At 59.3% G+C, this 23,199-nt stretch carries 19 protein-coding genes; 9 read left to right on the forward strand and 10 right to left on the reverse strand.

Features of this window, described 5'->3' with window-relative positions; genetic code table 11:
• Window positions 1-500: 500 nt before the first annotated feature.
• Both ROI90_RS09325 and ROI90_RS09330 read right to left on the reverse strand, forming a co-directional pair.
• The gene (locus ROI90_RS09325; protein WP_315998070.1) at window positions 501-1,343 is read right to left on the reverse strand and encodes a DUF4382 domain-containing protein; all 843 of its coding nucleotides are present in this window, start codon (window positions 1,341-1,343) and stop codon (window positions 501-503) included.
• A gap of 111 nt (window positions 1,344-1,454) precedes the next feature.
• Window positions 1,455-4,538, reverse strand: a complete 3,084-nt coding sequence (locus tag ROI90_RS09330; protein WP_315998071.1) for an AsmA family protein — start codon at window positions 4,536-4,538, stop codon at window positions 1,455-1,457.
• A 261-nt stretch (window positions 4,539-4,799) separates the two neighbouring features.
• On the opposite strand from ROI90_RS09330, the gene ROI90_RS09335 reads away from it, so the two are divergent.
• Together ROI90_RS09335 and ROI90_RS09340 are read left to right on the forward strand one after the other, a co-directional pair.
• On the forward strand, window positions 4,800-5,861 hold the full coding sequence (locus tag ROI90_RS09335; protein ID WP_315998072.1) for a PorP/SprF family type IX secretion system membrane protein: 1,062 nt from the start codon (window positions 4,800-4,802) through the stop codon (window positions 5,859-5,861).
• Window positions 5,862-5,929: 68 nt separating this feature from the next.
• Window positions 5,930-7,192 (forward strand): SUMF1/EgtB/PvdO family nonheme iron enzyme, encoded by a 1,263-nt coding sequence (locus ROI90_RS09340; protein WP_315998073.1) that lies wholly within the window; start codon window positions 5,930-5,932, stop codon window positions 7,190-7,192.
• 96 nt (window positions 7,193-7,288) lie between these two features.
• Here the strand turns inward: ROI90_RS09340 and ROI90_RS09345 are convergent, their stop codons facing one another.
• Window positions 7,289-7,993, reverse strand: a complete 705-nt coding sequence (locus tag ROI90_RS09345) for a ComF family protein (protein WP_315998074.1) — start codon at window positions 7,991-7,993, stop codon at window positions 7,289-7,291.
• Window positions 7,994-8,125: 132 nt separating this feature from the next.
• On the opposite strand from ROI90_RS09345, the gene ROI90_RS09350 reads away from it, so the two are divergent.
• Genes ROI90_RS09350 through ROI90_RS09360 form a run of 3 tightly spaced genes read left to right on the forward strand, consistent with a single transcriptional unit; the run spans window position 8,126 to window position 9,639 of the window.
• On the forward strand, window positions 8,126-8,503 hold the full coding sequence (locus ROI90_RS09350; RefSeq protein ID WP_125433822.1) for a carboxymuconolactone decarboxylase family protein: 378 nt from the start codon (window positions 8,126-8,128) through the stop codon (window positions 8,501-8,503).
• Between the two features lie 2 nt (window positions 8,504-8,505).
• Window positions 8,506-8,862 carry a hypothetical protein gene (locus ROI90_RS09355; protein ID WP_315998075.1) on the forward strand — a complete coding sequence of 119 codons (357 nt, stop codon included), beginning with the start codon at window positions 8,506-8,508 and terminating at the stop codon, window positions 8,860-8,862.
• Window positions 8,863-9,639 (forward strand): exodeoxyribonuclease III, encoded by a 777-nt coding sequence (locus ROI90_RS09360; protein WP_315998076.1) that lies wholly within the window; start codon window positions 8,863-8,865, stop codon window positions 9,637-9,639.
• Between the two features lie 63 nt (window positions 9,640-9,702).
• Here the strand turns inward: ROI90_RS09360 and ROI90_RS09365 are convergent, their stop codons facing one another.
• From ROI90_RS09365 to thrA, 5 genes are all read right to left on the reverse strand, one after another.
• Window positions 9,703-10,977 (reverse strand): protoporphyrinogen/coproporphyrinogen oxidase, encoded by a 1,275-nt coding sequence (locus ROI90_RS09365; protein ID WP_315998077.1) that lies wholly within the window; start codon window positions 10,975-10,977, stop codon window positions 9,703-9,705.
• A gap of 43 nt (window positions 10,978-11,020) precedes the next feature.
• On the reverse strand, window positions 11,021-11,698 hold the full coding sequence (locus ROI90_RS09370; RefSeq protein ID WP_315998078.1) for a c-type heme family protein: 678 nt from the start codon (window positions 11,696-11,698) through the stop codon (window positions 11,021-11,023).
• Between the two features lie 138 nt (window positions 11,699-11,836).
• The gene (gene thrC, locus ROI90_RS09375) at window positions 11,837-13,129 is read right to left on the reverse strand and encodes a threonine synthase (protein ID WP_315998079.1); all 1,293 of its coding nucleotides are present in this window, start codon (window positions 13,127-13,129) and stop codon (window positions 11,837-11,839) included.
• A 124-nt stretch (window positions 13,130-13,253) separates the two neighbouring features.
• The gene (locus tag ROI90_RS09380; protein ID WP_315998080.1) at window positions 13,254-14,192 is read right to left on the reverse strand and encodes a homoserine kinase; all 939 of its coding nucleotides are present in this window, start codon (window positions 14,190-14,192) and stop codon (window positions 13,254-13,256) included.
• 64 nt (window positions 14,193-14,256) lie between these two features.
• Entirely contained in the window at window positions 14,257-16,713 is a 2,457-nt protein-coding gene (gene thrA / locus ROI90_RS09385; RefSeq protein ID WP_315998081.1) for a bifunctional aspartate kinase/homoserine dehydrogenase I, read from the reverse strand.
• A gap of 405 nt (window positions 16,714-17,118) precedes the next feature.
• Between thrA and prfA the strand changes: the two genes are divergently transcribed.
• From prfA to ROI90_RS09405, 4 genes are all read left to right on the forward strand, one after another.
• Window positions 17,119-18,189: a peptide chain release factor 1 gene (gene prfA, locus ROI90_RS09390; protein WP_315998082.1), complete on the forward strand. Its 1,071-nt coding sequence runs from the start codon at window positions 17,119-17,121 to the stop codon at window positions 18,187-18,189.
• Between the two features lie 150 nt (window positions 18,190-18,339).
• A complete protein-coding gene (locus ROI90_RS09395) occupies window positions 18,340-19,842 on the forward strand; it encodes a hypothetical protein (protein WP_315998083.1) in 1,503 nt (500 codons plus the stop codon).
• A gap of 110 nt (window positions 19,843-19,952) precedes the next feature.
• Window positions 19,953-20,375, forward strand: a complete 423-nt coding sequence (locus tag ROI90_RS09400) for a secondary thiamine-phosphate synthase enzyme YjbQ (RefSeq protein WP_315998084.1) — start codon at window positions 19,953-19,955, stop codon at window positions 20,373-20,375.
• Between the two features lie 97 nt (window positions 20,376-20,472).
• A complete protein-coding gene (locus ROI90_RS09405) occupies window positions 20,473-21,051 on the forward strand; it encodes a hypothetical protein (protein WP_315998085.1) in 579 nt (192 codons plus the stop codon).
• A gap of 1 nt (window position 21,052) precedes the next feature.
• On the opposite strand, the gene ROI90_RS09410 is transcribed toward ROI90_RS09405, so the two are convergent.
• Window positions 21,053-21,634, reverse strand: coding sequence for a hypothetical protein (locus ROI90_RS09410; RefSeq protein WP_315998086.1), 582 nt, complete (start codon window positions 21,632-21,634; stop codon window positions 21,053-21,055).
• Window positions 21,627-23,174 carry a 2,3-bisphosphoglycerate-independent phosphoglycerate mutase gene (gene gpmI / locus ROI90_RS09415; RefSeq protein WP_315998087.1) on the reverse strand — a complete coding sequence of 516 codons (1,548 nt, stop codon included), beginning with the start codon at window positions 23,172-23,174 and terminating at the stop codon, window positions 21,627-21,629. The genes ROI90_RS09410 and gpmI overlap by 8 nt, the downstream gene beginning before the upstream one ends.
• Between the last annotated feature and the right edge of the window lie 25 nt (window positions 23,175-23,199).

The following is a 23,199-nucleotide window of genomic DNA, read 5'->3' on the forward strand; positions in this document are numbered from 1 at the left end:
GCCGGGCCACGCCCCGGGCCGACTCTTTCCAGTGCCCGCCGCTGATTGCTGCTCCCGGGTTCCGCCTTGCGTCTGTGCTGTGGCTCCTCCCCGCTGGGGGTGGGGCGGGGCCATGGGCTGCCGATTGCCGGGCTGCCGGGCAGGGCAGGGAGTGGCTGCGTGCCCGTGGGGCTGTGTGCTTCTGATGGGAGTAGTGGAAGCGCTTCTTCGCTGGCTGGGCTCCGCCAGTACGCAGGCTGGGTGGGTGATTGTGTTGGACTGCTACCTACTCTCGGGGCAATGCTACAGTACAGCTTCTGGCTGTATGGCTTTAAGTGCTGATAGAAAAGGCATAGTTGTTATGCTGTATCAAAACTGGCTTTCTACTGTAGACTAATAATTCAGAGAAAAGACGGCAGTAAACCATTGTTCGGCTTTAGAACTTTGCTTATGTCCTCGTAATAAAGCAGAAGCCCTACTTAAATACTTAAGTAGGGCTTCTGCTTTATTACGAGGACGTTTTAGTTTAGGGCAGTCTGGCCGATATCAGTTGTCTGATCATTTACGACGGTAATATTGTTACGGATAATATTCTTGTAGGCAGCTTGACCCGATGGAGCGTTAGTACTAGGATAAAACTCAACTCGGTATGTGCCGGAGGGCAAACCTCCCAATTGAAAACTGCCGGCCGCATCGGCCGATGTGCTAAAGGTATCTGCCACTGTTATAGAGGAGCGAATTGCCAAGATTTGAGGCAGCGCGGCAGTAGGAGTTACGGTGCCCCGTAAGCCACCTCTGATGTCCTGGGCAACTACCCGAATGACCGGTTTAAGCAGATAACGCTCCTTCTTATCGTTATTGGGCTTCCAGTTGCCTCGCTCTACAATGGATTTGGCTACGTCGAAATCGAGGAGGAGTTGATACGTTTCCCGGTCACGCAAGGTCACGTTATCGAGTTTAAGTTTAACTCCGGAGCTTTGCCCACTTGGAGTTTTTAGATCATAGCGCTGTCCGTCGCGGCCGATAACGTAGTTGTCGGGGCCAAGCAAGAGGCGAACCTCCGTGAGGGTGCCGGGCGAAAAATCTGTGTTTGTAAGCAAGGCTGACTTCCCATTCACATACTCCATCACGTTAATGGCTTGGGTTTGGAAAGGGAGAGTGTACCAACCTTCGGTAGAACTGGCTTCTTTAGTGTGCACCTCGATCTGTCGTACATCGAGCACAACGGCGCGGAAGTCGCCAGGGGCATCTATAAGGCGAACCTCCAGCTTAGAACTATCCGATGAGTCATTGTCTTTGCTGCAGCTAGCAAAGTACAATGGAGCAGCTAGGAGGGCTGTGTAGAGAAAAGGGCGGCGCAACATAATATGGTGTAAGAGTGGAAAAAAAGCAGCTGGCGCGCTACATACACAACCAGCTGCTTTGGTGGGGCAAGAAGCCGGCCAATTTGCCGGTGTAACTGGCTTTTTACAGTTCTATTGTCCTGAACTGGTGGTATCTGCCTTGGGGGCAGGTTTTGGCTCTTCCGCTGGCGCTTTGGGTTGCTCAGCGGGCTTGGCCGGTTGGGTCTTGGGTTTGCCGAAGATGAGGTTATTGAGCCCTTGTTTGGCTTTATCCTGCAATTTGGCTTGAGCCTCCAAGCGCTTCTTTTCTATTTCTTGCTGAGCCTTCAGCGTTAGCTCTTGCTGTTTGCGCTGCAAGTCTCGCTGGAGGCTGTCTTGGGCGACTTTGGCTTGGGCTTGTAGCTTCAGTTTGGCATCATCTACCTTGGCTTGCACGATGTTTTGCACCAAATCCTTGGCCTGCGCTTTCACGCTGCCAGTAGTGAGCTTGACAACAGGGTTCTTCATAGTACCGCCAATGTTGAGGCCCAGCGTTACCCGGTCAGTACCTTTCAAGTTTTGCACACCGGTTAATTGCGTCAGCTTCGAGTTGAGTTGGTTGCCTATCTGGCCAGTGGGCACGTTGAGCGCCGTTACATACTCCAAGTTTCCGCTAACGTTGCTGGAGCCACCGACCGTCATTTTGATTTGGCCTACTGTGAAATCGAAGGGCTTGACGATAAAGTTGCCGTTGAGCATTTCGGCCGCTACGTCCTTATTCTCCACCACCAAGCGCTTGAGTTCCTGTAGTTGGGTTAGGTTGCTAATTTGGGTGAGGGCAGTAGAATTGCCTACAGCGGCCCGCACAATCTCAAACAGCCCCTTACCGGTAAGGGTACTGTACACCGGCATCATATCAGGGCCCATTTCGCCGCTTACGTTGAAATTGGTGGAGAAAACACCTTCTACCTGCGAAGCCAGCGGAATAAGGGCCTTAACTGAGCTGAATGCCTTAAAGGCGTTCTGAAAATTCAGATTCTTGATGTTGAGGCCGAAGTTGAACTTGGGGTGTGCTAAGTTTTTGCTGCTGTAGCTGCCGTTGGTGGCGAAAGAGCCCCCCAGGGTGTTGAAGGTGAGGTTAGACAGGGTAGCCGCCTCATCACGCACTACTACGGTGCCCTTCACGTTATCCAGCTTTAGATTGTCATACACCACTTGCCCAACAGTGGAGTTCAGCGTCAGATCAAGAAACTGGGGAATTTGCAGCACGCCCTGGGCCGTGGTAGGCGCGCTACCCCCGGTGGCAGTGGTTTGCCCACTTACTTCGTCTACCATCCACTCATTCACGTTGAAGCGGGAACTGTTCACCGAGAGGTTGCCCCGCAGCGGCTGGCCCGGCGTGAACAGGTAGCCCATATAGTTAGATAGCGTGCCGGAAGCCGCAACATCGGAGGAGCCGACGGAGCCGGCCATGTTCTGCAGGGCAATCTGGTTGTTGTTGAACGTGGCCGTAGCCCGGGTTACTTTCATACCCTGGGGCAGGTCGGTGCTCTTGTAGGTTATGTTCTGGGCATTGACCGTGCCCGAGGCAACTACGGTTTGGTAGCGGCCGGCTTCAATGTCGGCCATATTGCCTTTGGCGGCCACGTTGCCGTTGAGGCGGCCCGTAACCGTCATGCCCTGCAGGGGGAAAATGCGGGTGAGCTTGGTCAGGTCAACGGTGCCTTTCACGTCGGCGTCGAAGGCCATCTTGTCCACGCCCTGGGTAGCCACGCGACCTTCCAGGGGCTCCCCGTCCAGCAGCATCCGGAACTGGGGAATACTGACGCGGGTATCGTTGAGCTGGCCGGTGGGGTTGGTGACGGTGCCGTTAAGCGTGAGGTTTTCAATGGGAGCCGGGAATTGCTTGCTCTTGACGTAGCCGTTGGTCAGGTTCATTTTGGCCTGCACCACGGGCATCTGGGTTTTCGAGTAAACGCCTTTGGCCGTACCATCCACGAACAGCTTGCCGCGCAGCAGCAAATCCTGCACGGGGTATACTTTCATCATTTCCGCCAGGTCCACGTTGGCTTTCACCCGGCCATCCACCTTCATCGGCTCCAAGCCATCAATGGCCACGTTGCCATCAATAGGGTTGGTGCCCAAGTCGAGGTGAAACTGCTTCACATTTACTTTAATGTTGTTGGTAAAGCCCGAGGGGTTGTCCACCACCATGTCCACGTTGATGTTGCGGGCCTGCTGGGGCAGCTGCGGGTACTTAAAGCTGGCATCCTTCACTTGCAGATTTACACCATAGCCGGGCATTTTTACGGCGTTCTGCACGCCCTTGAAGTAGCCATCAAACGCCACCTTGCCAGCCGCGTTGATATCCTTGAACTGGCTGGTATACGCACCCGGCACCAGGCTCAGGATGTTCTTGAAGTCGGTTTCGAGGGCTTTGAACGTGAGGTCGTAGGTGATGTCGGTGGCATTGGGCAAGCCAATGGAGCCTTGGAAGGACGCCGGAAAATCGTTCAGCTTCACCTGGTTGTCCTTGAAGGTGAAGAGCATTTGCTCCAGGTTCATGGCCATGGTCACGTCGGCGTCGAGCTTCTTGTTGGTCACGTATTCCGTGCCGTCGTACTGCATGGAAAAGCTTTCGGCGGTGGTCTGGCTTACCATATCGAAGATGTTGCGGGCGAAGTCGCCGGAGCCGGAGTGGTTTATGCCGCGCAGCTGCATCCCGAACGGGATGCTCTGGTCGTCGTAGCGCAGGCGGCCGTTGTTGATTTTCCAGCCCTGGATGGCCAGGTTAACCGCCGTAGTATCCTGGCCCTTGGCCGCCGCCGCCGAGTCGGATACATACACGTCCCAGTTGGCCCGGCCGCTTTTCAATACCCGCACATGAATATCGGGCTGCTCCAGCACCACGTTCTTGATTTTGATCTGGTTGCCGCTGAGTACACTCATTACATCCAGCCCCACCCGCACTTCAGGCAGGTAAGCCAGCGTGTCGCGGGCAAAAGAATCCTGCCCAATTACGCGCAGCTGGTTGAGCCGAAGCGCCAGATCCGGAAAGGAGCTGAGCAGCGTTACGTCCACATTGGCAGGGTCGTACTCCACGGTGGCCCGTACGCGCTGGGCCAGTTGCTTATCAAAAGCTGCTTTGAGCTTGTCCTTGAACAGTACCGGTGCCAAGGCTAGCCCCGCCACCAGAACAACCAGGAAAATCAGCAGTCCGACAAAGAATTTACGCATAAGAGTAAGGAGAAAAAGGAGGAGCAAAAACCAGTGGGCTGGTGCCGGAGCAGAGCTGCCAGCACATCAAGCAGCTAAGGTAAAAGTAGGAGAAACCCCCACGGACCTTTGGCATCCAGAGTAAAAAAGCGTGCCCAAAGTTGCTTGAACGCGGCCAATGCGGCGGATAGTGCCGAGAATCAGGAAAGAAAATGCCATTTTAGGCCCAGATGAGGGGGGCACGTACCAAAATACGGGCGGCCGCCGTTAGTCAGGCAGTTTATGTGGGTTTCTCGCGCCAGATATCGTCTTTGCCCTCAATGGCTCTGCTCCCGAAAGCATTGGCTGCTCCTAGCCCTATGGGTAGCGGCGGCCTCAGGCAGCGCGCAGGCCCAGGACCTTTATTTCGCGCAGCCCTACGCCAACCGCATGCAGTTAAACCCGGCTTATGCCGGCTTGCTCGATGATTATAGCATCACGCTGAGCTACCGCAACCAGTTTCCTACCCTGGCCGGCACGTTCCAAACCAGCCAGCTGGCCGCCGACTATCGGTTCCGGAACCAGCACAGTGCGGCCGGCCTGCTTGTTAACCATGACCGAACCGGCAGCGTGGGCTATACCCGTTTCCAGGCTGGCGGAGTGTACGCCTACCACCTGCGGCTCAACGAGCAGCTCAATCTGAGTGGCGGAGCCTCGGTCAGCTACGGGCTACAGCGCGTCAGCTACGGGAATCTGGTGTTTGGTGACCAGCTTTCCGATGATGGTGTAGTGAGAAACCTTAGCCTGGAGGTAGCCGACTATAAGCCGGTGCACTACGTAACGGCTGGGGTGGGCGGGCTGCTCTACACGGAGCAGTTTTGGGTAGGCGCTGCCGCCCACCATGTGAACCAGCCGACCCTTGGTTTCGTTACGCAAGCCACACTCCCTCTGCGGCTTAATCTGCAAGGAGGCTATAAGGTATACTTTGTGCGAACAACTGTGAAGCAGCAGCCTAAGGAAATCAGCCTGACCCCCACCGTGAGCTATACCCGGCAAGGGGGCTCCCAGCGCGCGGAAGCTGGTTTGTACTTTACAGCTACGCCCCTCACGGTGGGAGCTGTATACCGGGGTGTTCCGCTGCCTGGTGCCGAGCGGCCCCAGCAGGTGCTGGCGGCCATTGCCGGGGTTAGCGTAGGCAGCTTTCGGTTGGGGTATAGCTACGATATGAGCCTCAGTCAGTTCAGCGCCGATTTAGGTGGAGCGCACGAAATTTCGCTGGCCCTGCGGGAGTTCGATTCGCTGGAAGTGGCCTGGCGCCGGCTAAAACGGCGGAATTACCCGACAATTCCTTGCCCCGCCTTCTAAAATTTTGTATTATTGCAGCCGACTTGCCTTGTCTAAACGCTTTTCTCACAGGTAGTTTCAACTTGATCATGAATTTTTCCAAGTACCTGCGCTTTGCTGTAGTGGGAGCCTGCGCACTGGCCGCTTGTAAGGGCGGACCGCCCACGGCTACCAAACCCGGTAAGTACAGCTCCACCACGGGCATTGAGTACAATACCGAGGAAGGCATGAAGGTGTCTGATTACCAGGGTATCCCGGATGGTCCCGGTCTGGTGTTTATCGAAGGTGGCCGCACCGTGCTGGGCTCCGCTGAAGAGGACATTGCCATGACCCACGATAACCTGGAGCGTACCGTAACGCTGGCCTCCTTCTACATGGATGAGGCCGAAGTGGCCAACATCCACTGGCTGGAATACCTGCACTACGTGCGGAAAGACTCCTCCGAGGAGTTTTACCAGTCGGCGCTGCCCGATACCACGGTGTGGGCCCGCGAATTGTCGTTCAACGACCCTTACGTAGACTATTACCTGCGTTACCCCGGTTTCCGTTACTTCCCCGTAGTGGGTGTAAGCTGGCTGCAGGCTAACGACTACTGCACTTGGCGGACCTCGAAAGTAAATGAGCGTCTGGCTGGTGAAGATGGTGACAGCGGCAGCAGCAGCGGTGGTGGTCTGTTTGGCAAGAAAAAGAAGAAGAAAGGCGACAGCGGCGACGCGGCTGAGGGCACTTCTGAAGACGGCGGCGGCACCAAGATTGCCATCGAGAATGGCAACACTCTGCCCAACTACCGTCTGCCCACAGAGGCTGAATGGGAATACGCTGCTCAGGCGCTCATCGGTACTCAGGAAACCGGCAACGAGAATCAGGAGAACAAGCGTATTTATCCCTGGGATGGTCGCCAAGTGCGGAACCCTTATGGTAAAGGCATGGGTCAGTTCCTGGCCAACTTCAAGCGCGGCCGTGGTGACTACGCTGGTATTGCCGGCTCGCTGAACGACGGCGCCATGATTACGGAATATATCTACAACTACCCACCCAACGACTACGGCCTGTACAACATGTCGGGTAACGTGAACGAGTGGGTGCAGGATATCTACCGTCCGCTTTCCTACGAAGACGTGGAAGATCTGAACCCCTTCCGTCGGAACGGCTTCCTGGACCCCACGGAGAAGTATGACAAAAAGGGTTATCAGTCGCTCATCGACGACCACGTACGTGTGTATAAAGGCGGCTCTTGGCGCGATGTAGCCTACTGGCTCTCGCCCGGTACCCGGCGCTTCATGGCCGAGGACTCGGCCACGGCAACCATCGGTTTCCGTTGCGCCATGATCAACGCCGGCTCGAACCGCTAACCCCGGATTCAGGCTGCAATCGAAAAGGCCACCTCGTTTGAGGTGGCCTTTTTGCTTTTTAGGCACCGCACGATACGCCGAGTACCATCTACGCAACTACCGGTCGGCGGTGGCTATGGTGGCTATACTGACCTGGGCAGCGCCGGCGGCCAAAAGCGCGGCGGCGCAAGCTTCGAGGGTGGCGCCGGTAGTAAGGACGTCATCGACCAACAGCACGTGTTTCTGCTGGATGAACTCCGGCTGGGCCACGGCAAACACGGTTTCTACGTTCTGCCAGCGTTGAATGCGGTTTTTTTGAGTTTGGGAGTTGGTATAGGTAGTGCGGCGGAGGGCTTCGGCCGCCCACGGAATTTGGAGGCCGGTGGCCAGGCCCTCGGCAAAGCTGTCGGCTTGGTTGTAGCCGCGCTGGGCCAGTTTGCGGGCGTGGAGTGGCACGGGCACTACCAGATCGGGGGCAGGGTGGAGGCGGGCTTCCCGGAGTTCCTGCCCGTACCAGCGGCCCAGCACGCGGCCCACCTCCTGCTGGCCGCGGTACTTGAGCTGGTGGAGCAAGTGCTGTACCCGGCCGTGCTTCTGGAACCGCAGGTAGCTGAGCGTGTGCTGCACCGGCACCCGGCCCCAGAATCGGCGGGCCAAAGGGTTTTGCTCCAGGGGCAGGCGGTGATAATCGGTGTAGGGAAGTTGGGCCCGGCAAGTGGTGCACATATGTTCCTCACCCCGGGCTAGCACATCCTCACAGGCCAGGCACACTTGGGGAAACAGCAGGCTCACAAAATCGGAGAGAATGGCGGGCAAGGGCATAGTTGATAATGGATAAAGTCACAGAATAGCGGCACGCGCCTGAAAGGCGGCAAACTTCTCCCTAATTTTAAGGTTTAAACCCGACTTCCGGAATAGCTCTGGAAGTTGTTTTCACGGTTACCTACCTGCCCTATGAGCCTCGTTTCAGAATTCAACGACTACCGCCAGCGGATGAATGAAAAAATCCTGGCGGCCGATAATAAAGTCATCAAGCGGTTTTTCAACCTCGATACCAACACCTACCAGGAAGGGGCGCTCAACGTCAAAACCAAGGAAATTGTGGGCCTGGCCTGCTCCATGGTGCTGCGTTGCGACGACTGCATCAAGTACCACCTGGGCAAGTGCTTCGAGGAAAAGCTCACCGACGAGGAAGTATACGAGGTATTTGCCATTGCCAACCTGATTGGGGGCAGCATTGTGATTCCGCACTTCCGCCGGGCCGTGGAGTACTGGGAAGCGCTGAAGGAAGAAGCCGCCACGCCCGCGCCCGAGCATCTGCACAACGCCTAGCCATGCTGGACCCGCAGGAAACCGAGGCCCAGTTTGAGCAGCGCTGGTGGGAGCTGATGAACGAGATGCGCGCCCGCTTCGGCAAAAAGCCCGATATGAACGCTCTGCTGCTGCTGATTGGCGTGCAGGAACTGGGGCAGGGCGCCGGCCCGTTTACCAAGGAGCAGAAGCAGGACCTGATGCACATTGCTACCTGCCGACTGTTCAGCTTCTCGGGCTTTTACGAGCTGGAGCGGGTAGACGAGGAAGGCTGGCCCCACTACCGCCTGTTGCAGCCGTTGCCCTTTGCCAACCTCAAAGAGCAGGAGCGCATGCTCAAGTGGCACATTTTGGAGTATTTCGATTCGCAGGAAGACTAAGTGAACATCATCTCCTATAACCTCAATGGCCTCCGTTCAGCCCTCAGCAAGGGTTTGGCCGACTGGGTAGCCCAGGTGCGGCCCGATGTGCTGTGCGTGCAGGAAATCAAGGCCGGGCGGGAGCCGCTGGATGTGTCGGCGCTGACGGACTTGGGCTACCACGCTTATCTGCACACGGCCCAGAAACCCGGGTACAGCGGCGTAGCCACCTTCAGTCTGGAAAAGCCGCTGGCCGTGGTGGAGGGCTGCGGGCAGAGCTGCTACGACGATGAAGGGAGGGTGCTCCGGCTGGATTTTGCCCACTGCTCGGTGCTGAATACCTATATGCCCTCGGGTACCAGCGGGCCGGAGCGGCAGGCATTCAAAGTGGAGTGGCTTCACTTTTTCCGGCGCTACGTGCGGGAGTTGCAAGCCGCCGGAGTAGCCCCGCTGGTTATTGCCGGCGACTATAACTGCTGCCAAACCGAGCTAGACCTGCGTAACCCCAAAACCAACCAGAACAGCCCCGGTTTCACGCCCGAGGAGCGGCAGTGGTTCCGGGATTTTCTGGCCGATGGTTTCACCGATTCCTTCCGTCACCACCACGGCCCCGTGCCCGACCGGTACTCCTGGTGGACCTACCGGGCCGGAGCCCGGGCCCGCAACGTGGGCTGGCGCATCGACCACCTGCTGGTTGACAATGCCCTGGCCCCGCATATCCGCCACGCCGATATGCTGCACGACGTGGTACACTCCGACCACTGCCCCGTGCAGGTCGAGTTGGACTTCAACGCATAACACCGCAACGGGCGGCCCGGCAGTAGTGCGGGCCGCCCGTTGCGGTGTTACATGAGGAAGAAGCTACGCGCTCAGAATCATGTCGGCTACCTCCCGGCCCGAGGCCAGGGCGGCGTTGAGCGAAGGATAAGCCGCGTAGTCGCCGCAGCGGTACTGGCCATTTGAGAGTTTGAGCGTTTGGCGCGCTGCCTGCCCGGCGGGATAAACAGGCAGCGCGTACGGAATAGCGTAGGTGCGCAAATGCTGCCACCGGGCTGCCGCCGCCCCGAACCACTCAGTCAACTCCTGCCGCAGCCTGGCCGTTAGGTCGGCCTCAGACAGACCATGCTCCCCGTGGGTGCTGACGGATATCAGCCGCTGCCCGGCCGGAGCATAGGCCGGCGCCACCTCCGACGGAAATGCTACGTTGTGGACCAGCGCGGTTGGGGAGGAATTCAGGCGCAACAGCTTATCGGCACGAGCTGGGGAGGCGGGGCCCGCAAAGTAGGTACAGGTGGTGCGCCGCCACTGTACGGGCGTAGGCGCAGCGGCCGGTAGCAACTGGGCCGCCGCTTCCCCATCAACGGCCACTACTACTGCCGCGCCCTGCAGGGTTTCGCCGCTTTCAAGGTGCACGGTGGTGCCCTCAACGGAGCGGACGGGTGTATTCAGGCGGAGGCTACCGGTGGGCAGGCGGGCGGCCAGCTGCTCCGGAATCTGCTGCATACCCAGGGCCGGAATGGCCGCTTCACCTTCCACAAACTGCTTGAACACGAACTCAAAGAAGTTGGCTGCCGTGCTCAGGCTCCGGTCCAGAAACACGCCCCCGAAAAACGGGCGGAAGAAGTTCTGAATGATTTGCTCGCTCCAGCCGTATTGCCGCAGGAAATCCACGGTAGACAACTGGTTGCTGGAATTACGGCTCAACAGCTGCTCACTGGTGAAGCGGCGCACATGCTGTACCATACTCACAATACGCAGCTTATCCGGCAGGGTACCAATGCGGGAGGTAAGCGCCGAAAACGCGGCCGTGGGTTGCTGCAAGGGATTTTGCAGAGTAGTTTCCTGGCCATCGGGCAGGCGGATAACGGCTCCGGAGCGAAAGGCTTGCAGGTTCAGGGCACCGTAGTCGATGAGGCGCTCTACCTCGGGGTAGCGCGTGAGTAGCACCTGAAAGCCCCGATCAAGCCGAAAGCCGTCGGGCGTTACATCGGTACGCACGCGGCCGCCCACGGCATCGGCGGCTTCAAGCAGCAGTACGGGCCGGCCGGCGCGGTGCAGGTAGCAGGCGCAGGATAACCCGGCCATGCCCGCGCCAATAATGATAACCGGAAGTTGAGTAGAATCGGCAGTGTTCATACCACCGCAAACTGAAAAACGACCGCAAAGGTTAGTCCCGTCCTTAGAACAGCGGCTTGCGCTTCTTCATCACCTTGCGCGTCTTCATCGTCCAGAACTCGGCCACGCCGGGGCGCTGCAGGCTCACCCGCCACACGCCCATGGCTTGGCCCAGCTGGTAGCCCGTGGCCTGATCCTGGGGGTATTGCTTCTGGATGAGGGCATAGTCGGCGGCCGAAACATCCTGCCCAATAGTACCGTGGCAGCGCAGGCAGAGTTGGTCGTTAAGCATTAAAGGGCGTTGATACGTGAATACTTCAGCACTGAGCCGGGCTACGCGGCGGGTTGTGTCGGCGGGGTTCAACTCGGCCGCAGAAATGGGAGCTTTGTTTGCCGAGTTGCGGGGCCGGCCACTGATGCGCCGCAAGGAAGCCTGCAAGACCTTGGCCAGCGAATCAGGGGCCGGTAGGGTTTCGGGCCGGCAGTAAGGCAGGGCCGCTGTTACGCCGCCTTCGGCCAGTTTTTGCGTTAGTACTCGGCGCAGCTCCCGCTCGGCCGTGCGCGTGAGAGAGTCGCCGGCCCAGCGGGTGGCTCGTAGCAAGTCGGCGGGCATAATGCGCTTCACCTCCCAGTTCGCCGACTCCACGGCCAGCTCTTTGGTGTTGCTAAGGTGCTCCACCTGGTCGGGGCGGCAGGCAGGCAGGAAGGGCAGCAGGAGCAGAAGGCGAATAATCGGACGCATGGGAGGCAGACGGGAGGAGTGAGGGGCTGTCATTTTGAGTGAAGCGAAGGGTCTTATCCTGGGTCCAGCAACTCGTGCCAACGCAACAAGGCCCTTCGCAGGCTCAGGATGTACATGATACAACCGGCAACAACGCATTTACTCCCACAAATATGCCCGTAAGGCCTCGTATTCCGGCTCCAGCAGGGTGCTTTGTTTGGGTTGTTGTATCAACTCCTGGAGCGCGGCTGGAATAGGTACTGGCTGGCCAGTGGCAGTTTCCACAGCTGCCGGAAACTTGACGGGGTGGGCGGTTTCCAGAAAAATACCGCGCTGCTCCGGATGCTGGCGCAGGTAGTCTTCCAGCGCGTAGTAGGCCACGGCCCCGTGCGGGTCGAGCGCATACCCGGTTTCCTGAAAAACCCGCGTAATGGTAGCCGTAGTAGCCGCATCCGATACAGAGTAACCGCTCAGCAGCTCGCGCAATACCGGGTACTGGTGCCCGAACAGCTCCAAAATCCGGCCGAAGTTGCTCGGGTCGCCTACGTCCATGGCGTTGGACAGCGTGGCTACGGCTGCTTGGGCGGCGTACTGGCCCGACTGCAGGTAGCGGGGCACAGCGTCGTTCTGGTTGCAGGCCGCCACGAAGTGGGCCACCGGCAGCCCGGAGGCATAGGCCAGCAGCCCGGCGCACAGGTTGCCAAAGTTGCCGCTGGGCACGGCCACCACCGGCGGCTGCGCGCGGGGCCACTGGCCCAGCGCCGCTACATAGTATATCTGCTGGGGCAGCCAGCGGGCCACGTTGATGGAATTGGCTGAAGTGAGTTGCCGCCGCTGCCGCAACTCCTCGTCGCGGAAGGCCTGTTTTACCAGCCGCTGGCAGTCGTCGAAGTTGCCGCGCACTTCCAGGGCCCGGATGTTCTGACCCAGGGCCGTCAGTTGCTGCTCCTGTACCGGACTCACCCGGCCCTGCGGGTACAGAATTACCACCTCCACACCCGGCACACCCAGAAACCCACTGGCCACGGCCCCGCCGGTGTCGCCGGAGGTAGCCACGAGTACCGTTACAGGTTGGGTTTCGTGGCGGGAGAAGTAGCCCAAGCAGCGGCTCATGAACCGCGCCCCCACATCCTTGAACGCCAGCGTGGGCCCGTGAAACAGCTCCAGCGCACTGATTCGCTCTGTCACGGGCACAACCGGCAGCGGAAAATTCACGGTTTCAGCGCAGATGCGGGCCAGCTCCGTTTCTGGTATGGTGTCGCCCACGTAGGGCCGAAGCACAGTCAGCGCAATTTCGGCCGCAGGCAGCTGGGGTAGCTGTTCCAGAAACCCAGCCGGGAAGCGCGGAATGGTTTCGGGGAAATACAGACCCCCATCCGGGGCCTGACCCGCCACGGTAGCCGTCCGGAAATCAACGGAATCGGACTGGCGGTTGAGACTATAGTAGTGCATGGCGGTTGAGTTGGGAAGGCCGATGTAGAGACGCGACACTTCGCGTCTCTTCGTTGCTGATGTTGTTTGGTTGGCGCAAGTCCAGGTCGTTCAACGACGAGACGCGAAGTGTCACGTCTCTACATCAGACGGGTAGAATCCGGCAGCCGGTTGTGTTTATGGTCGTCTGGTACACGAAATGCGCCAGGCCCAGTTGCTCGTAGGTGCGGCGCATTACTTCCGCTACTGCCTGGGCGGTGGCTTCGTGTTGGCTGAGCATGAACAGGGAGGGGCCTGAGCCCGATATGCCCCCGCCCAAGGCCCCAACGGCGTGGCTGCCACTTTTCACTTGCTCAAACCCCGGAATCAGGATGCTGCGCACGGGCTCCACAATTACGTCTTCCAGGGCCCGCCCAATGAGGGCGTAGTCATGCTTCAGCAGCCCGGCCACCAGCGCGCCCACGTTGCCCCACTGCCGGATAGCGTCGCGTAGCGGTACGTCTTGCTTTAGTATCCGGCGGGCGTCGGCTGTTTTCACCTCAATCTGAGGGTGTACTACCGTCACGAACAGAGGCGGGGCATCCAAGGGTACCACATCGGGCGCGGGCGTAGTGGCCCGAATGAGCGTGACGCCCCCGTAAATAGCCGGAGCAATGTTATCAGCATGGCGTACCCAGGAGGCGACTTCCTCCCCATACATGGCAAACTCTACTAGCTCCGACTTGCTGAACTGGTTACCCAGCAGATGGTTCAGGCCCACCACGGCCCCGGCCGCGCTGGCGGCGCTGCTGCCAATGCCGCTACCCGGCCGGATGGTTTTATGGATGCGCACCTCCACGCCCGTTACTTCCGGGGCGGCCCGTAGCATGGCCAGCAACGCCGCGCCGGCCACGTTGCGCGTGGGCTCAGTCGGCAGGTCAAACTTATCCTCGTTAATAATACGGACTCCCGGCTCATCAGTCAGGCGCAGGTGCATTTCATCGTTGGGCTCGCTCAGGGCAAACCCCAGCACATCAAAGCCGCACACCACATTGGCCACGGTGGCCGGGGCGAGCACCCGGACAGTCTCAGAGGAAAAAGGCATCGAAAAAGTATAAGGGTAAGAGGCTGTACAGGCTTTGGATAGAATTCAATTCGGGTAAGACACGCTACGCCTGTGCCGCCCGCAGTACATCGGCAAATACGCCGGAAGCTGTAACCTCGGCCCCGGCCCCGGCGCCTTTGATTACCAAGGGCTGCTCCACGTAACGGTTGGTGTAGAAGAGTACGGCGTTGTCTTTGCCCTGTAAGCTGTATAAATCGTGCCCGGGAGCCACGCTTTCCAGCCCCACGCGGGCTTGTCCTTCGGCAAAACTGGCCACGAAGCGCAGCTTCTGGCCCTGAGCCGCGGCCGCATCATAGAGGCTGCGGAAGTGGGTTTCGTGAGCAGCCAGCTGCTCGTAGAAAGCCGACACGTCACCCTCCAGGCAAGCAGCGGGCAGGAAGGATTCGTTCTGTACTTCTTCCATTTCCAGCGCATAGCCAGCCTCCCGGCCCAGAATCAGGATTTTACGGGCTACGTCCACACCGGTCAGGTCGAGGCGGGGGTCGGGCTCGGTGTAGCCTTCGGCCTGGGCCTGGCGCACTACTTCGGCAAAGGGCCGGGTGCCGTCGTAGTTATTGAACACGAAGTTGAGCGTACCCGACAGCACGGCCTGCATGCGCTGCACCTCGTCGCCGCTACGCAGCAGGTCGCCCAGCGTCCCGATGATGGGCAGGCCCGCGCCCACGTTGGTTTCAAAGAGAAACTGCGTGTTGAACTCCTGGGCCAGACTTTTCAGCCGGGCGTACCTCTGATACTCCGCGGAAGCGGCCACCTTGTTGCAGGCCACCACAGCCACCGAGCGGGCCAGCAGCTGCTCGTACACCTGGGCCACCTCGGCGCTGGCCGTTACATCCACGAACACCGTGTTGCGCAGGTTCAGGGCCAGTACTTCCTGCGTGAGCTGCTCCAGGTTCAAGGGTTTCCCGGTATCCAGGGTCGTTTCCCAGTCCCCCAGGTCAATGCCTTCTTCGGCCAGCACAAACTGCCGGCTGTTGGCCAGGCCCACTACCCGCAGGTTCAGGTGCAGCTTCTCGCGCAGCCAGGGTTGCTGGCGGTGCAATTGCTCCAGCAGCTTGCGGCCCACGTTGCCCACGCCCGCCACCACCACGTTCACCTGCCGGGTGGTGGCCTCGAAGAAGGTTTCGTGCAGCACATTGATGGCCTTGCGCACGTCCTGCTGCCGAATCACCGTCGAAATATTCTTCTCCGATGAGCCCTGAGCAATGGCCCGGATGTTCACCCCATTCTGCCCCAGCGCCCCAAACAGCCGCCCACTGATGCCGGGGTGGTTTTTCATCTGCTCACCCACCAGCGCCACAATGGCCAGCTCGTCCTCCCGGTCCAGTGGGTCAAGCAGGCCCGCCCTGATTTCGTGGATGAATTCCTGGTTGGCGGCCTGCTGGGCCCGGTCGGCGTCGGGGGTGCTCACGGCCACGCAAATGGAGTGCTCCGAGGAGCTTTGGGTGATGAGAATCACGTTGACCTGCTCCCGGGCCAGGGCCGCAAACAGCCGCCGCGAAAAGCCCGGTACGCCCACCATGCCGCTCCCTTCCAGCCGCAGCAACGCCACTGGCCCAATGCTGGAAATTCCCCGTACAAAGGCATGGTTGGCCGGCGGACTCACTTCCACCAGCGTGCCCGCGTCATCGGGGGCAAACGTGTTCTTGATCCAGAGGGGAATACCGGCGCGCATCACTGGCTGAATAGTGGGCGGGTACAGCACCTTGGCCCCGAAGTGCGACAACTCCATGGCCTCCTGGTAGCTGATGCGGGCAATGGGCCGGGCGGCCCGCACCAGGCGCGGGTCGGCCGTCATCATGCCGCTTACGTCCGTCCAGATTTCTAGTCGCTCGGCACCCAGGGCTCCGGCAAAAATGGCGGCAGTGTAATCGGAGCCGCCCCGGCCCAGGGTGGTGGTGCTGCCGTTGGGGGCGCTGGCTACGAAGCCGGGGGCCACATACAGCGCCACCTCGCCCGTCACAGCCGCCTGAATGAGCGGGTTGGTGCTGGCAAAATCCACGGCGGCATGGCCATAGCGGGCATCGGTGCAGATGAGTTGCCGGCTGTCCAGCCACTGATGGGCCGTGCCCCGGGCCGCCAGCGCTGCCGACAGCAGCCGCGACGACAGCAACTCTCCGTAGCTCACCAGCCGGTCCAGCGTCCGCGCCGATAGCTCGCCCAGCGCGAATACTCCGTCGCAAAGGCTTTCCAGCTCGTTGCAGTGCGTTTTCACCAGGCTGAGTACCCCGCTCTGGCCAGTGATGGGCAGCAGGCCGCGCACGGCTTCCAGGTGGCGCTGCTCCAGCTCCCGCAACAAGTCCCGGTAGGAGGCATTGGAGGCGGCGGCGCGGCGGCCGGCGTCAATCAACGTATCCGTCACCCCGCCCAGCGCCGATACTACTACCACCGTGGGGCGTTGCCGGGCGGCGGCTTTGGCCAGTACCAGCACTTTACCCATGTTTTCGGCCGTCGCCACCGACGAGCCCCCGAATTTCAACACCTGCATAGCGTTCAGCTGCATAAAGGACAAGAAAAAGCCCGCTTCGGGCCGGTGGCTCCCGTGGGGAGCGTACCGGCGAAGCGGGCTGCGAAGTATAGGGTGAAAAGGAGTTCCGCGGCCCGCTTAGCGGGTTGTAGTCACGGGTGTCCCGGTACCAATTGGAGCAATTGGCAGTGCGCAGTTCAGAGCATGGGTAGCACAGGGCCGGACCATAAGCGCGGGTTTGATGACCACAAAGTAGGAATTATTTGAAACGGCCAACAGTTAGACAGAGAAATATTTACGATTTCTACGGGCGTGCTGCAGGCCGGGGAGCGAGCTAGTAACGGGCAGGATAAGGCTGTTCTTCGTCAAGAGCATCAGCCGTATATATCCTCGGCGGCGTTTGCTTACCTTTGCACTCCCAATACATTTTCTGAAGGCAAGATGCTAGATAAACTGGAGGCCATCCAACAGCGCTTTGAGGACGTGAGCGAGCAGCTCACCCAGCCCGAAGCCATGAGCGACATGAAACGCTTCAAGGCCCTCAATAAGGAATACAAGGACCTCGGCAAAATCGTGGCCGAGTACAAGGCCTACCAGAACGTGCTGGCCAACATCGACGGCGCTAAGGAGGTCATTTCCACCGAGAAAGACGAGGACTTCCGCCAGATGGCCAAGGACGAGCTGGAACTGCTTTACCCGGAGCAGGAGCGTTTGGAAGCCGTTATCAAGGAGCTACTTATCCCCAAAGACCCCAACGACAGCAAGGACATTATCATGGAAATCCGGGCTGGGGCCGGGGGGGATGAGGCGGCCATTTTTGCCGGCGACCTGCAGCGCATGTACATGCGCTTCGCTGAAAAGCAGAACTGGAAAATGGAGCTGGTAGACGCCACCGAGGGCACCTCGGGCGGCTACAAGGAAATTATCCTAGCCGTGAAAGGCGAGGACGTGTACGGCAAGCTAAAGTTTGAATCAGGGGTGCACCGCGTACAGCGCGTGCCGGCCACCGAAACGCAGGGCCGTATTCACACCTCGGTAGCCTCCATTGTGGTGATGCCCGAGGCCGAGGAGCTGGATGTGCAGATTGATATGAACGAGGTGCGCAAAGACCTGTTTATGTCGTCGGGTCCCGGCGGGCAGTCGGTAAACACTACCTACTCGGCCGTGCGCCTCACCCACTTGCCCACCGGCATTGTGGCCCAGTGCCAGGACCAGAAGTCGCAGCTTAAAAACTTCGATAAGGCCCTGCAGGTACTCCGTTCCCGCCTCTACGAAATCGAGCTGGCCAAAAAGAACGAAGCCGAAGGCGCGACTCGCAAGAGCATGATTGGCAGCGGCGACCGGTCGGATAAAATCCGCACCTACAACTACCCGCAGGGCCGCGTAACCGACCACCGCATCGGCCTCACGGTGTATAACCTGTCGTCGGTAATGGACGGCAACATCGACGAGTTTGTGGAGCAGCTGCGCATTGCCGAAAGCGCCGAGCGTCTGCAGGAAGGCGTGGTGTAATTTATCCAACTGCCCAAGCGTTTGTCATCCTGAGCGCGGCGCAGGACCCTCTCACACCAGAACGAAACCGTTCGGTAGCAACTTTGCGGTGAGAAGGTTCTGCGCCGCGCTCAGGATGAGTAGTTTTAGACGATTTCTCCGGCTTGCTCTATGCGCTTTCTACTCCCGTTTTTCCTGTTGCTTTCGTCGTTGGTAGTAGTGCTGCCCGGTTGTGAGCCGAAGGAGGATATAGTTACCACGGATAGCAGCGCCAAGCTGGAGTTTGCCGAGGATACGGTGAAGTTTGACACGGTATTCGCCTCAGTGGGCACCGTAAGCAAGCGCCTGTGGGTGTACAACCGCAACGCCCGGGCCGTGCGCGTGGCCGAAATCAGTCTGCAGAACCGTCCGGGCGTGAACTACAGCCTGCTCATCAACGGCGACGCCACCTCCACAGCCCGCGACGTGGAAATCAGGGGTAAAGACAGCCTGCTGGTGCTGGTGCGTGCCACCATCGACCCCACACCCTCCGACCTCAAGCCCTTCCTGGTGGTGGATGATTTGCGCTTCCGCACCAACGGTAACGAGCAATTGGTGAAGGTGCTTAGCTACGGCCAGAATGCCTATTTCCACGACGCAGAGCGCATCCGGCGCAGCACTACTTGGCGCTCCGATAAACCGCACGTTATCTACAACTCGGTGCTGGTGGAGCGCGGCGCCACGCTTACTATTGAGGCCGGGGCGCGCATTTATTCCCACGCCGGCTCGTTTCTGGTGGTGCAGGGGCGGCTGTTGTGTAACCCTGCTTTCCAGCCTACCGGGGAGCTGAAGCCCGAGGACCGCAACTTTGTGCGTTTCCAGGGCGACCGGCGCGAGGAGCAATACCGGGAAGTGCCCGGGCAGTGGGGCGGTATTCAGTTCGACACCCTGAGCCGCGACAATGTGGTGCGCTTCACGGAAATCAAGAACAGCAACTACGGTCTGTTTTTCTTCAACCGCCGCAATTACCAGCCCCACCCCAACGTGCTGGTGGAGAATTCCTTGTTCAGCAATATCTCCACTGCCGGCAGTGGCTTCGGGATTGATGGAGCCGCTTTATTGGGGATATACGGGGACTTCGTGGTGCGCAACACGCTCATCACCAATTGTGAGCAGTACGCCCTGTTCGGGGTTGGCAACGTGAACCAGCTGGATTACGTGACGGTGGCCAACTACCCCCGCCTGCTGCACGACAAGCCCTCGGTGCTGCTGGCTCCCTCCATCGAAATCAACAAGATGCCCACCCCACCCGTGGCCCCACGTCTGACCATACGCAACAGTATTGTGTGGGGCACCAACAAGGACGGGAATGAGCTGGCATTTGCCAATGGGGAGCTGTACCCCAGTACTATCAGCATCAGTAGCAGTGTATTGAAAACCAAGGAGTACGACAATACTAACCCGCTGGGCCAGCGCAAAAACGGCAATATCCTCAACCCCACGGAAGGCCCCGCTTACCTGTTCAAAAGCACGCCGATACGCTTCCGGGGCAAAACCCTGGATTTCCAGTTGGATACCCTTTCGCCGGCCAGTAACAAAGGTCTGCCGCTGCCGGGCCTTACCCGGGACCTGCTTAACCGCTCACGCAACAGCTCCACTCCCGACGTTGGGGCCTACGAGCGGGTGAATCCGTAGAGGGAGTAGTAAGTAGAAAGTACGGAGTAATGAGAGGCTCATGCGGCTGACTTTTTCTTTGGTTATCAGGCGAATGTCTCACTACCCACTACTCGTCACTAAACTAACCCATGTACTTCATTCAGAAACGGTTGCGGCTGCCGGCAGTAGGCCGAGGGTTTCACTTAATTACCGATTTGCTGGTAGCGGAGCTGCCCGAGTTGGAGCAGATACAGGTGGGCACCGCCCAGTTCTTCATCCAGCACACTTCCGCAAGCCTGAGCATCAACGAAAACGCCGACCCTACTGTGCGCCACGATTTCGAGCAGTTTTTTAACCGCCTGGCCCCCGAAAACGCCCCATACTTCAAGCACACGTTGGAAGGCCCCGATGATATGCCGGCTCACCTCAAAGCCAGCCTGCTGGGCCATGCCGTGCAAGTGCCCATTACGCGCGGAGAGTTGGCCCTGGGTACGTGGCAGGGCATTTACTTGGGAGAGCACCGCACCCACGGCGGCCGCCGCTGGGTGCTGGCCACGCTTATGGGGCAGTAGCGGGGCTTGTGGGGTAAAGCACACTGACTGAGCGAAATATTCGCAGCCCGGCAAGCCGCTGGCCTTACTTTCGCGTATAGGGCTGAAAAAAAGCCCCATGCCTGCCCTGTTGTTCGTTGCCACCGGAAAAGCTGCCCTTGCGGCCACGTTGTACGTGGCCCTGTGGTGGGGTACTGCCGGTACGGGACCAACAACGGGTAAAGCTTCCAACCGCAAACCCTCGGCCCAGATTACGCGCGCCACCAAGCCTGCTTCTGCGCCCGTGGCTACCCGGCTGGTCCGACTCACCAACGACTCCTTGGCCGGGCAGCCCTTTGGCGAAGAACCCACGGTGAAGGAGCTACTTCGGAATGGTGGCCACATAGCAGCACGCAAACCCCACCGCAACCTCTACGAGGCCGGACAGATAGATACCATCCTGCTAGTGCGCCACCAAGGCAATGTGTTTCAGTTTTATCGCGCCCCGGAAAAGGATCTGCTACGCGACGCCGTAGTCGTGAACTTCGAGCCCGCCTATGGCCGCCGCCTGCGCACCCGCCTGGCTTCAGCCCACCGCCCCGCCGCCAGCACCATCGACAAAGTGCGTATTGGCGACTCGGAGCGCACGAACTACGTTTCAATGGTGTACCAAAGCGGCCGCCTCAGCACGGTACACGTGGAGCCCTACCTGGAATAGGCTATAGCACCCGGCCCCGCACCGCGTAGCGCACCGAGTCGAACAGAATCAGCTTCTGCACGCCGTTCACGCGGTAACTGGTAAGCTGGCCATTTTGGCAGTGCAGTTCCACGGTTTTGGCAGAATATACCAGCGGGTTGTCCTGATCTATTGAGGCGGTAATATCCTGCACCACACTGTCCCGGCTCACTACGGTAAGCTGTTCCACAGGGTGGTCGGTGCCGGGCAGGCGGCGGTAGGTGTGCTGCACCAAGCCTGAGGACAAAGCGGCTGAATCGACGACGTAGAGGCCGCGCAGGGCCGGTTTGTTGATGTCTGCCTGCTGAAAAATCTGTAGCTCCTTGGCCCATTCGGTAGGCTGCACCCGGGTTACTTCCTGCTGGCCGTCGCGCAGCAGCACTTGCTTTTCCACGGCTGGCCGGCGCTGGCCCAGCAGGGTACTTTGTTGCTCCAGAAAGCCGAGCAGGTTGAAGTACGCCGGCTTGCGGTTGGCTGGGTTGGGGCGCACGGTGGCCGTGTCGCCGGGGCCACAGCTTGCCAGCCCCAGCAACCCGCCCAGGAGCGCGGCGGCGTACTTACGCATTCGGGGCGGATTCCGGGCGGAGCAGGCTTTGGCCGCTCATGGCCTCGGGCTGGGAAAGGCCCATCAGCTGCAATACCGTGGGAGCAATATCACCCAACTTGCCGTCGGCTACGGCGCCCCGGTAGTCGTTGCTAGCCAAGATGCAGGGCACTAGGTTGGTGGTATGGGCCGTGTTGGGTGAGCCGTCGGGGTTAATCATCATGTCGGCGTTGCCGTGGTCAGCAATGATGATGCAGGCATAATCGGAGGCCAAGGCCGCTTCAATTACGCCTTTGGCACATTCGTCCACGGCTTCGGCGGCCTTCACAGCAGCTTCAAATACGCCGGTGTGGCCCACCATGTCGGTGTTGGCGAAATTGAGCACTACAAAGTCGGTGGTTTTGGCCTGCAGCTCCGGCACCAGGGCGTCGCGCAGTTCATAGGCACTCATTTCGGGCTGCAGGTCGTAGGTGGCTACCTTGGGCGAGTTGCGCATAATGCGTTTCTCCCCGGCAAACTCCACCTCCCGGCCTCCCGAGAAAAAGAACGTCACGTGCGGGTACTTCTCGGTTTCGGCCATGCGGATCTGGGTTTTGCCGTGGGCCGCCAGCACCTCCCCCAAAGTCTGCTCCAGGTTGTCCTTCTCGAAGATGGGGGTGACGCCGGTAAAGGTGGCGTCGTAGTTGGTCATGGTGAGGTAGTGCAGGTTAAGGCGGTGCATCTGAAACGCATGGAAATCCTGCTGCGTGAGGGCCTGCGTAATCTCCCGGCCCCGGTCGGTGCGGAAGTTGAAGCACAGCACCACGTCACCTTCCTGAATGGTCGCCAGCGGCTGCCCATCGGCCCCGGTTTTCACAATGGGCTTCAAAAACTCATCCGTCACGCCTTCTTTATAGGAGTCCAGCATGCTCTGGATCAGGTTCTGGGAGGGTGTGCCCTTACCATTCACCAGCAGGTCGTAGGCTAGTTTTACCCGCTCCCAGCGGTTGTCCCGGTCCATGGCGTAATAGCGGCCCACAATGGAGGCAATGCGGCCACTGGCTCCGCGCTGCAAGTGCTGTTCCAGGTCGTTCACGTAGCTCACCCCACCCTTGGGGTCGGTGTCGCGGCCATCGGTGAAGGCGTGGATGAACACATTGTGCACGTCCTGGTCGTGGGCAATGGTACACAGCGCTTTCAGGTGCTCGATGTGGGAATGCACGCCCCCATCGGAGAGCAGGCCCATCAGGTGCACGGGCTTGTTGTTGAGGCGGGCGTATTCGAAAGCTTTCAGCAAGGCGGGCATGGCAGCCAGCTTCCGCTCCCGAATGGCTTTGTTGATGCGCACCAGATCCTGGTACACCACGCGGCCGGCCCCAATATTCATGTGGCCTACCTCAGAATTACCCATCTGCCCGTCGGGCAAGCCTACGGCCTCGCCGGAAGCTTGCAGCTTGCTGTGCGGGAAGCGCTGAAACAGAGAATCGACGAAAGGCGTACGTGCCTGATCAATAGCCGAAACCTCCTTGTTCTGCGCCAGCCCCCAGCCGTCCAGAATAACCAGCAATACCTGTTTGTTCATGCCGGCAAAGATAGGCCAGATGCGG

The organism is Hymenobacter endophyticus (genome assembly GCF_032464715.1).
Taxonomy (GTDB): domain Bacteria; phylum Bacteroidota; class Bacteroidia; order Cytophagales; family Hymenobacteraceae; genus Hymenobacter; species Hymenobacter endophyticus.